Genomic DNA, 11,040 nt, shown 5'->3' with positions numbered 1-11,040 from the left:
ATATTATTTTTTATAGCAAAAACAATCTGTCGTGTGGTCGTTAACCATGCCGACCGCCTGCATAAAAGCATAACAAATTGTTGGGCCAACAAAATTAAAGCCTAGCTTTTTAAGGGCCTTCGACATGGCCTCTGACTCCGCGGTCTGAGCTGGTAAATCCGCTGCAGTTTGATAATGATTAACTTTAGGCTGCCCATTAACAAAACTCCACAGAAATGATGAAAAGTCGTTACCCTGTTCGGTAAACGATAAATATGCTTTTGCGTTGCGAATAATAGAATTGATTTTTAAACGATTGCGCACAATACCCGGATTTAACATCAACTGTTCAACTTTATCTTGATCGAATTGAGCGATGACTTTCGGGTCAAAATTCGCAAACAAATCTTCATAATTATGCTGCTTCTTTAAAATGGTTATCCAAGATAACCCCGCCTGCTGACCATCTAAACACAACTTAGCAAATAACTGTTGCGAGTCATAAACCGGTCGCCCCCAAACCTCATCATGATATTGTTGATATAAAGGGTCATCACTCACCCAATCACATCGATTTATTTGCATGTTTAGCGTCCATTAACAAAATCCGTAATACGATAAAAAATAACCTACATCTAGCTGGTTCTACAAGGTATAATCAATGCCATTTTCTATTAATAGCCTGACAGTAGTAGACATGACGACGAAACACGACGTAAAGACATTCCAGGGTTTCATCCTAACCCTACAAGAATACTGGGCGCAACAAGGTTGCGCAATTGTTCAACCACTGGATATGGAAGTGGGCGCGGGAACATTTCATCCGCAAACATTTTTACGTTCATTAGGCCCAGAGCCAATGAGCAGCGCCTATGTGCAACCATCGCGCCGCCCTACTGATGGCCGCTATGGTGACAACCCAAACCGCCTGCAACACTACTATCAATTCCAAGTAGTGCTAAAGCCATCGCCAGACAATATTCAAGAGTTATATTTGGGCTCATTAGAAGCATTAGGTATTGATACCCAAGTACATGATATCCGCTTTGTTGAAGACAACTGGGAATCTCCAACACTTGGCGCTTGGGGTTTAGGCTGGGAAATCTGGCTAAATGGCATGGAAGTGACGCAGTTTACCTATTTTCAACAAGTTGGTGGTTTAGAGTGTAGCCCTGTTACCGGTGAAATCACATACGGCCTTGAGCGTTTAGCCATGTACATTCAAGAAGTCGACAGTGTTTATGATCTCGTCTGGACTGACGGTCCTATGGGTCGTGTTACCTATGGCGATATTTTCCATCAAAACGAAGTTGAACAATCAACCTATAATTTTGAACACGCCAATGTAGAAGTGTTATTCAAGCAATTCGAGGATTGCGAAAAAGCATGCCAACACTTACTTGGTTTAGAAAAGCCATTACCTCTCCCTGCTTATGAACAAGTAATGAAGGCATCACATGCATTCAACTTGCTTGATGCTCGCCATGCCATTTCAGTGACAGAGCGCCAGCGTTATATTTTACGCGTTCGCACCATGGCCAAAGCCGTAGCAGAGTCATATTATCAAGCACGTGAAGCCTTAGGCTTCCCAATGTGTAAGTAGAGGTATCCGATGAATTTTGAAAACTTACTCATAGAGATTGGTACAGAAGAACTACCACCAAAATCATTACGCAATTTAGCAGAATCATTTTTAGCTAACTTTAGCGATGAATTGGCCAAAGCTGATTTACCCTATAAAGCGTCAACTTGGTATGCTGCTCCACGCCGTTTAGCCATTAGCTTTACTGAGTTAGCGTTATCGCAAGCAGATAAAGTGGTTGAAAAACGTGGTCCTGCGGTTAGCTCTGCATTTGATGCAGAAGGCAACCCCACTAAAGCTGCTATTGGCTGGGCTCGTGGAAACGGTATTAGTGTTGACCAAGCTGAACGCTTAGTGACAGATAAAGGTGAATGGCTTGTACATAACGCTAAAATTGTTGGTGTGGCCACCAGCAGTTTAATTGCCGATATGACTCAGCGCGCATTGGACAAATTGCCAATCCCAAAACCAATGCGTTGGGGAAGTAGTAAAACCCAATTTATCCGCCCAGTACACACAGTTACCATGTTACTCGGTAATGAGCTAATTGAAGGTGAAGTATTAGGCATCAAGTCTGAGCGCACGATTCGTGGTCACCGCTTTATGGGCCAAGCTAGCTTTGAACTCGATCATGCAGATAACTACATCAGCATGCTTAAAGAGCAAGGCAAAGTGATAGCTGATTACCAAGAGCGTAAAGCTTTAATTAAAGCGGATGCCGAAAAAGCAGCACAAAGCATTGGTGGTGTCGCCGATTTAGAAGATAGCTTATTAGAAGAAGTCGCATCACTTGTTGAGTGGCCAGTAGTATTAACAGCACACTTTGAAGATAAGTTTTTAAATGTACCGGCTGAAGCCTTGGTTTATACCATGAAAGGCGATCAAAAATACTTCCCTGTATTTGACGCTGCAGGCAAGCTATTACCTAACTTTATCTTTGTGTCTAACATTGTGTCTAAAGATCCACAGCAGATTATTTCGGGTAACGAAAAAGTGGTTCGCCCTCGTTTAGCCGATGCTGAATTCTTCTTTAACACCGATAAAAAGCAAACTCTTGAGTCTCGAATTGCCAGCCTAGAAACCGTTGTTTTCCAAAAACAACTTGGCACTTTAAAGCAGCGTGTTGAGCGTATTTCTGCCATGGCAGCCTTTATTGCTGCACAACTCAATGCTAATGAAGCTGATGCGAGTCGTGCCGGTTTATTGTCTAAAGCAGATTTAATGACCAATATGGTCATGGAATTTACCGACACCCAAGGCACCATGGGAATGCACTATGCTCGTCTTGATGGCGAAACAGAAGCGGTTGCGGTTGCGATTGAGCAGCAATATAAACCAAAGTTTTCTGGTGATAGCGTCCCAACTGAAGCAGTATCTTGTGCTGTAGCCTTAGCTGAAAAGCTTGATACCTTAGTGGGTATTTTTGGTATTGGCCAAGCACCTAAAGGCGCAGCGGATCCTTTCGCACTTCGCCGTGCGGCTATTGGTATTTTACGCATTATTGTCGAAAACAATCTGCCACTGGATCTCGTTGACCTTATCGCTAAAGCACAAGCATTGCATGCAGACAATCTAAGCAACGCCAATACTGCTGATGATGTTTTAGAGTTCTTAATGGCACGTTTCCGCAGTTGGTATCAAGATAAAGGCATTCAAATCGATGTTATTTTAGCGGTGCTTGCTAGACGCCCAACTCGCCCAGCAGATTTTGATAGTCGCGTAAAAGCGGTATCACACTTCCGAGCCTTAGAAGCCTCTACGGCCCTTGCTGCTGCCAATAAACGTGTATCAAACATCTTAGCAAAAGTTGAAGGTGAACTACCTGCAAATGTTAACACCAGCTTATTAGTTGAAGCTGCTGAAGTTGCACTGGCAGATAAGCTCGCCCAACTTCAACCAGAATTAGCGCCACTGTTTGCCAATGCTGACTATCAACAAGCATTAACTTTACTGGCTGACTTGCGTGAAAGTGTGGATCAGTTTTTTGAAGATGTGATGGTAATGGCTGACGATGAAGCATTAAAGAATAACCGTTTAGCGTTATTGAATAATCTTCGTGAGCAGTTTTTACATGTGGCCGATATCTCGTTGCTTCAGTAATTAAATATCGACCCTAAAAAAGCGCCCTAGGCGCTTTTTTTATACCAAAAATCAAACCTTAAAACTGCTGCAGCTTTTGGTGGATATCAAGATAACTTTGCTTGTCTAGTTCTACTTGGGCGAGCAGTTTTTCTAATACATCATCAGGTAATTTGTTCGCTTGCTGTAGCATAGAGCATTCGCTAATGATGTTCGCTCGCCAGATAATCTTAGCTATCCCACTCTTTGGTATTACATCACTGTTAGCCAACAAAGCTAAACTCTCTGAAAAAGCCAAAGGCAATTGCCAATATTTAGCTAATAAGGCACTTAATGTTAATGACTTTGTCGTCATTAACTGACTGAATAATTGCGAATTAGGTTGCTCACCCGGTTCAGCCTGACAAAAAGCATCAATTAATAATTTGAAAATAGCAATTTTACCCACATCATGTAGTAGCCCAAGAAAAAAAACACTGTCTTGCTCATCATCGGCTAATTCACTGGCCAAAAATGATACTTGCATCGAATGTCGCCAAATTTCAGCGCCAAAACGCCTGAAATAAATGGGTTTAATCTCTATCATTTCTCTGGCTAGACAACTAGCAACAAAGCGTCTTAATTGTGCTCTGCCTAGTTGTACCAAAGCCTGCTGCACACTGGTGATATCTTTATCGCTGCGTCTATATGCAGGTGAATTACACAAACTCAGTACTTCAACACTTAATAAAGGATCTTGTTGAATAAGTGCAATTAATTCTTTTATGTCTACCGATTCATCTGCCAGCTTTTTATCTAACTCAATAATTTTACCCGGCAGCTTTAATACATGTTCGGCAATGTCTTTTGGCGAGCTTAATGCGGCTTCAATTTGTGCCATCACTTGACGCTCAAGGTTATTGGCAATACCACCATTATCTTGTTGCTGTCTTGGAAATAATAAACTGTAAAACAAAGCAGACAGATCAACTTGAGAAAATGTTGTTGACGATAATTTTGCTTGGTTTATGCAGTTGTTAACTGTGTAACCTGCCGTATTTGATATAGAAATGGCTGATTTTTCATCCGGTTTAGTTATCACCATTTTTGATGAACGAACTTCACCAGTGAACTTAGCTTGTTCGTGATTAACCCGAAAATTAAACAGCTTGCGAAACAAACGTTTTATCACTGATCACTCCTAATATAAAACAGACTAATACAAGCTAACCACACCTTATTAATCTTAGTATTCAAATACAAAAATGGGCGCTTAAAGCACCCATTTTTGATTAACATCAATGATAATTAAACGTCTAAGTTTGCCACATTTAATGCATTAGTTTCGATGAACTCACGACGAGGCTCAACTTGATCACCCATTAAGCAAGTAAATAGCTGATCTGCTGCAACCGCATCCTCAATGGTCACGCGCAACATACGACGAGATTCAGGATCCATGGTGGTTTCCCATAACTGCTCAGGGTTCATCTCACCCAGTCCTTTGTATCGTTGAATATAAAGGCCACGCTTAGCTTCACTCATGGTCCAATCTAACGCTTCTAAGAAGCTTTCAACTTCTTTAACACGATCACCACGTTGCACATAACCACCCTCTTCAATCATGCCATCTAACGCAGCACCAAGCTTGGCGATACGCTGATAATCAGTAGAAGTAAAGAAGTCATAACTAAATAGATAGTTAGTATCAATACCATGCTTACGAATAGTAATACTTGGAATATAAACCTGACGTTCTGGATCCAGTACGACTTCAGAAGAGTAGATAATCCCACTTGCTTCACGCTCAACTAGGTTAGCAACCAATGCCTCAGCCCAAGTTTTCATTGCACCTTCGTTAGCTAACATTTCTGTCGTCACTTCTGGGTGATAGAGCATGCGATCAGTAATATTAGTCGGGAATCGCTTCTCTAAACGACTAATGATTCTTTCCACTTCACGATACTGTCCCACTAAACGCTCGAGGGGCTCACCACTCATACCAGGGGCACCTTGGCTTGGGTATACGTGTGTATTATCCAATGCCTGAGTTGTGAGGTATTCAGTTAACGCTAACTCATCTTTTAAATACTGCTCTTGCTTGCCCTTTTTCACTTTATATAACGGTGGTTGTGCAATATATACATAACCGCGTTCAATAAGCTCTGGCATTTGACGGAAGAAGAAGGTCAACAGCAAGGTACGAATATGCGAGCCGTCGACGTCAGCATCGGTCATGATAACGATATTATGATAACGAGTTTTGTCAGGGTTGTACTCATCACGGCCAATACCACAACCCAATGCAGTAATTAAGGTTGCCACTTCTTGCGATGATAGCATCTTGTCAAAACGCGCTTTTTCTACGTTAAGAATTTTACCTTTCAGCGGAAGAATAGCTTGGTTTTTACGGTTACGTCCCTGCTTGGCTGATCCGCCAGCAGAGTCCCCTTCCACTATGTATATTTCAGAAAGTCCTGGGTCTTTCTCTTGGCAATCTGCAAGCTTACCTGGCAAGCCGCCTAAATCTAATGCGCCTTTACGACGAGTCATTTCACGGGCTTTACGTGCCGCTTCACGAGCACGTGCAGCATCAACAATTTTACCAACAATTAATTTTGCATCAGCAGGGTTTTCTAATAGGTAATCATTTAACTGCTCACCCATAGTTTGCTCAACCGCACCTTTCACTTCACTTGAAACCAGTTTGTCTTTGGTTTGTGAGCTAAATTTAGGATCAGGAACTTTTACTGAAATAACAGCGGTTAAACCTTCACGCGCATCATCACCCGTTGCGTTGGTTTTACCTTTTTTATTGAAGCCTTCACGCTCCATGTAATTATTTAGGTTACGTGTTAATGCACCACGGAAACCGGCTAAGTGAGTACCGCCATCACGCTGAGGAATATTGTTAGTAAAACAGAAAATATTTTCTTGATAACCATCATTCCACTGCATAGCCACTTCAACGGTAATACCGTCTTCACGCTCTTGAGAAAAGTGGAATACATCTTTATTGATAGGAGTCTTATTACGGTTCAAGTAATTAACAAAAGCGCTAATACCACCTTCGTATTTAAAAAACTCATCACGGTCATCGCGCTCATCAACCAAGCGGATACCCACTCCTGAATTCAAGAATGATAATTCACGAACACGTTTTGCTAAGATGTCAAAATGAAAAAGCACATCAGAGAAGGTTTCTTTGCTTGGCCAAAAACGAATAGCTGTACCAGTTTTGTCTGACTCACCTACAGGGGTAATTGGTGAATCCGGAACGCCCATAGTATAAAACTGCTCATAGACTTTACCATTACGACGAATGGTCATTTGTAGCTTTTCGGATAATGCGTTTACAACCGATACACCCACACCGTGTAAGCCGCCAGATACTTTATAAGAGTTATCGTCAAACTTACCACCAGCATGCAGTACCGTCATGATAACTTCGGCAGCAGAAACCCCTTCTTCTTCGTGAACCTCTACAGGAATACCACGGCCATCATCTTGCACTGATACAGAGCCGTCAGAATGAATAATGATAGTAATCTCACTACAGTGACCTGCTAAGGCTTCATCGATAGAGTTATCGACCACTTCGAATACCATGTGATGAAGACCTGTACCATCATCGGTATCACCAATATACATACCAGGGCGCTTACGGACCGCATCAAGACCTTTTAAAACCTTAATACTCGAAGAATCGTAACTATTCTCTGACATATTTCTCTCTCGTTGTTATTCAATAACCGTTACTTGCCCATGTTCCACATGAAACATCCTGTCGGGAGGGCTTAATAACGAATCGACTATTGCTGCAGGATCGATTGCGGTGACAAAAATTTGCGCGCCGGTTTCGGTTAACTGTTTCAACAATAGCTGCCTATGCTGTGCATCCAACTCTGACGGTAAATCATCGACTAAATAAATACTGTTTTTATTTAGCTGTTGTTTGAGCAACTTTCCCTGTGCAATACGCAGTGCACAGACTAATAATTTTAACTGACCCCGTGATAACGCATCCTGCGCCGGCAAACTGCCCACACGTAATCGTAAATCCGCTTTATGCGGGCCGCTTACCGTGTGTCCGGTGGCTAAATCTCGTGGATATTGGTTTTCGAGTAATTGCGAAAAATCCGTTTTGCTATCCCATCCTCGGGTAAAAGAAACGTTAATATCAACCTGAGGTAAAAACTCGCTTATTATACCCTTTAGTAGCGCATTTAACGAGTCTACATAGTGATTTCGTATCAGGGTAACTTGCTCAGCATACCGTACCAATTCTTTATCCCAAAACTGTATTTGAGAATAGCTTGCTTGATTTCTAAGAAGCTGATTTCGTTGTTTTAAAATACGCCTGGTATTCATCCAAGCTTGATAGAATTGTGGGTCAGAATGAAATGCTCCCCAATCAACAAATTGCCTTCTGGCTTTTGGCCCTTCAAACAATAAGGCAAAACTTTCAGGGGTAATGACTTGAATGGGCAATGCTTCAGCCAAAATAGATAATTTTTTGACTTTATCACCGTTAATTTTAACTTCAATGTCGCCACTACGATGACGACGTAAACCTATTTTTGTTTGCTCTTCTCCATCTAAAAGCTGAGCAAATAAAGTTAAATTATCGGCATCGGTATTGATCACTCGCTGAGATAAGTGGCTACGAAAAGATCGCCCCATACCTAAAAAGAAAATAGCTTCTAAAATACTGGTTTTGCCACTGCCATTTTGGCCATAAATTAAATTAAGCCCACCGCCTGTGCTGAGATTAGCTGACAGAATATTTCGAAATGAGCTAATGGTTATACGACGAAGACTCATGTAGACCTATGGTTAGATGACAACAATACACTGACAAAGACAAAGAAGGAGCATTAAAGCTCCTTCTAAACAGACTAACATAAAGCTGCTATAGACGCATTGGCATCACAACATACATTGAATCTTCTTCTTTGTGGTTTTCAATTAACGCACTGGAATTACCATCAATAAGCGTAATACGAACATCATCACTGGCTAAGTTATTAAGTACATCTAATAGGTAGCTCACATTAAAACCTATTTCTAGGTTATCGGAGTTGTAATCTACATCGATAATTTCTTCTGCTTCTTCTTGTTCAGGATTATTGGCTGTAATTCTCAATAACCCCGGTTCAAGCTGAATGCGCACACCACGGAACTTTTCATTAGATAAAATAGAAGCACGGGTTAATGCTTGCTTCAACTGGTTACGGCTGGCGATAACCACTTTATCACCGCCTTTGGGTAATACTCGGCGATAATCAGGGAAACGGCCATCAACCAACTTACTAGTAAAAACCGCATTGGCAGTGATAGCACGAATCGCATTATCACCTATGCTAATAGTGATATCTTGATCATCGCTGTCCAATAGACGCGACATTTCAACTACCCCTTTACGCGGTACAATCACTTGCTTTTCGGGTAAGGTTTGCTCAACTTGACGATGACTTAACGCAAGACGGTGACCATCTGTTGCAATGGCTCGCAACATATTAGCCTCTGTTTCAAATAACAAACCATTTAAGTAATAGCGAACGTCTTGGTTAGCCATTGAAAACTGGGTGCTATCAATAATCGACTTAAGCACACCTTGCTTAAGGCTAAACTCAATATCAGCGTGAAAGGCTTCAACGTTAGGGTAATCTTCAGCAGGTAGAGTAGCTAATGAAAAACGGCTACGGCCAGAACGCAATAACCATTTGTTATCTTGTTGTTCAATGTGCAGCTCAGACGAGTCGGGTAAAGACTTCACAATATCTAATAACTTTTTTGCGGGCACAGTTGTGCGACCAGTTATGATGTCGCCATGAATAGCGGCTTGGCCAACCAATTCCACTTCCAAATCGGTACCGGTTAAACGAAGTAAGTCTTCACTAACTTCTATCAACAAATTAGCAAGAATGGGTAAATTATGTCTACGCTCAACAGCACCACAAACTAATTGTAATGGTTTTAACAGCGCATCCCTATCTATTGAAAATTTCATTGTGTCCGTATTCCCTGAATTAAGAAGAAAGCGTTCTAATTAAGTTAGCATAATCTTCTTTAATATCATGACTCTCTTCACGAAGCTGTGCAATTTTACGACAAGCATGCAGCACGGTAGTGTGGTCACGACCACCAAATGCATCACCAATTTCAGGTAAGCTTTGGTTTGTTAGTTCTTTAGATAACGCCATCGCAACTTGTCTTGGTCTAGCCACACTGCGCGAACGACGTTTTGACAGCATATCTGCCATTTTAATTTTGTAGTATTCAGCCACTGTTTTCTGAATATTATCTATAGTGACTAATTTTTCTTGAAGTGCCAATAGATCACGCAATGCTTCACGAACAAAATCAATCGTAATCGGTCTACCTGTAAAGTTAGCATTAGCGATAACACGATTTAATGCACCTTCTAACTCACGTACGTTAGAACGTAAACGCTTAGCAATAAAGAAAGCAACTTCATCAGGCAAGTTAATACCACTCTCTTGAGCTTTACGCATTAAAATCGCGACACGGGTTTCTAACTCTGGTGGCTCAATCGCCACAGTTAACCCCCAGCCAAAACGAGATTTTAAGCGATCCTCTACCCCGTCGATCTCTTTTGGATAACGGTCTGAAGTTAAGATGATCTGATGATTGCCTTCTAGTAAAGCATTAAAGGTATGAAAAAATTCTTCTTGAGAGCGATCTTTATTAGCAAAAAATTGAATATCATCAATGAACAAAGCATCAACACTGCGATAATAGCGCTTGAACTCTTCAATCGCGTTATTTTGCAGTGCTTTAACCATATCCTGTACAAAACGCTCGGAATGCATATAAACCACTTTGGCATTCGGGTTATTTTTAATAATCCCATTGCCAACTGCGTGTAATAAATGGGTTTTACCTAACCCCGTACCACCGTATAAAAAAAGCGGGTTATAAGCGCCACCAGGATTTTCAGCCACTTGAAGTGCAGCTGCCTTACCTAATTGGTTTGACTTACCTTCAACAAAGTTATCAAACTGATAGGTAGGATTAATATTACTGCGATGATTAGCATTAGCGGCAGGTTCAGCTTGAGTATTAAAACTGGTACCAACTCGCGCCTTAGTTTGTTGGCCTACAGGCTTTGAATAAACGGGTGCGGTAACAACCGGTGTTTGGCGAGCAGATGGGCGACTACCAATATCAAAGCGTAATTTAGGGGCATTACTACCCATTTGCTCAGTAAAAAACTGATTGATAATATTGATGTATTTATCGCGAACCCAATCAAGCACAAAACGATTTGGTGCATACAATACTAATGTATCACCATCCATTTCAGCTTGTAACGGACGGATCCACATACTGAACTGCTGAGCGGATAACTCATCTTGCAGTCTGCCGATACATTGTTGCCAAAGTGAAACCGCCAC

8 protein-coding genes are annotated in these 11,040 nt (G+C 41.4%); 2 read left to right on the top strand and 6 right to left on the bottom strand.

The annotated features are described in order from the left end of the window. Positions 1-3 precede the first annotated feature (3 nt). Positions 4-564 carry a DNA-3-methyladenine glycosylase I gene (locus tag HBH39_RS00040; protein ID WP_167674526.1) on the bottom strand — a complete coding sequence of 187 codons (561 nt, stop codon included), beginning with the start codon at positions 562-564 and terminating at the stop codon, positions 4-6. A 112-nt stretch (positions 565-676) separates the two neighbouring features. Here HBH39_RS00040 and glyQ point away from each other — a divergent pair, with 112 nt between their 5' ends. Next, positions 677-1,582, top strand: coding sequence for a glycine--tRNA ligase subunit alpha (glyQ, locus tag HBH39_RS00035; protein ID WP_167679905.1), 906 nt, complete (start codon positions 677-679; stop codon positions 1,580-1,582). Between the two features lie 9 nt (positions 1,583-1,591). Then, complete coding sequence (gene glyS / locus HBH39_RS00030) at positions 1,592-3,661, top strand: glycine--tRNA ligase subunit beta (RefSeq protein WP_167674525.1); 2,070 nt, start codon at positions 1,592-1,594, stop codon at positions 3,659-3,661. A 58-nt stretch (positions 3,662-3,719) separates the two neighbouring features. Here glyS and HBH39_RS00025 read toward each other — a convergent pair whose 3' ends face one another. The 5 genes from HBH39_RS00025 to dnaA all read right to left on the bottom strand — a co-directional run bounded on the left by HBH39_RS00025 (position 3,720) and on the right by dnaA (position 11,040). Further along, complete coding sequence (locus tag HBH39_RS00025; RefSeq protein WP_244325705.1) at positions 3,720-4,811, bottom strand: HDOD domain-containing protein; 1,092 nt, start codon at positions 4,809-4,811, stop codon at positions 3,720-3,722. Positions 4,812-4,927: 116 nt separating this feature from the next. After that, positions 4,928-7,345, bottom strand: coding sequence for a DNA topoisomerase (ATP-hydrolyzing) subunit B (gene gyrB, locus HBH39_RS00020; protein WP_167674524.1), 2,418 nt, complete (start codon positions 7,343-7,345; stop codon positions 4,928-4,930). 15 nt (positions 7,346-7,360) lie between these two features. Then, positions 7,361-8,443 carry a DNA replication/repair protein RecF gene (gene recF / locus HBH39_RS00015; protein ID WP_167674523.1) on the bottom strand — a complete coding sequence of 361 codons (1,083 nt, stop codon included), beginning with the start codon at positions 8,441-8,443 and terminating at the stop codon, positions 7,361-7,363. Between the two features lie 88 nt (positions 8,444-8,531). Beyond that, on the bottom strand, positions 8,532-9,632 hold the full coding sequence (gene dnaN / locus HBH39_RS00010) for a DNA polymerase III subunit beta (protein ID WP_167674522.1): 1,101 nt from the start codon (positions 9,630-9,632) through the stop codon (positions 8,532-8,534). 19 nt (positions 9,633-9,651) lie between these two features. Next, positions 9,652-11,040 carry a chromosomal replication initiator protein DnaA gene (gene dnaA / locus HBH39_RS00005; protein WP_167674521.1) on the bottom strand — a complete coding sequence of 463 codons (1,389 nt, stop codon included), beginning with the start codon at positions 11,038-11,040 and terminating at the stop codon, positions 9,652-9,654.

The sequence above is a fragment of the Shewanella aestuarii genome (genome assembly GCF_011765625.1).
GTDB lineage: Bacteria > Pseudomonadota > Gammaproteobacteria > Enterobacterales > Shewanellaceae > Shewanella > Shewanella aestuarii_A.
The sequence above is the reverse complement of the archived record's forward strand: the minus strand, read 5'-3'. Positions and strand labels throughout refer to the sequence as shown.

Coding starts and splice junctions, on each gene's coding strand:
- HBH39_RS00040 (WP_167674526.1), bottom strand. CDS start 564: ATGCAAATAAATCGATGTGATTGGGTGAGTGATGACCCTTTATATCAA.
- glyQ (WP_167679905.1), top strand. CDS start 677: ATGACGACGAAACACGACGTAAAGACATTCCAGGGTTTCATCCTAACC.
- glyS (WP_167674525.1), top strand. CDS start 1,592: ATGAATTTTGAAAACTTACTCATAGAGATTGGTACAGAAGAACTACCA.
- gyrB (WP_167674524.1), bottom strand. CDS start 7,345: ATGTCAGAGAATAGTTACGATTCTTCGAGTATTAAGGTTTTAAAAGGT.
- recF (WP_167674523.1), bottom strand. CDS start 8,443: ATGAGTCTTCGTCGTATAACCATTAGCTCATTTCGAAATATTCTGTCA.
- dnaN (WP_167674522.1), bottom strand. CDS start 9,632: ATGAAATTTTCAATAGATAGGGATGCGCTGTTAAAACCATTACAATTA.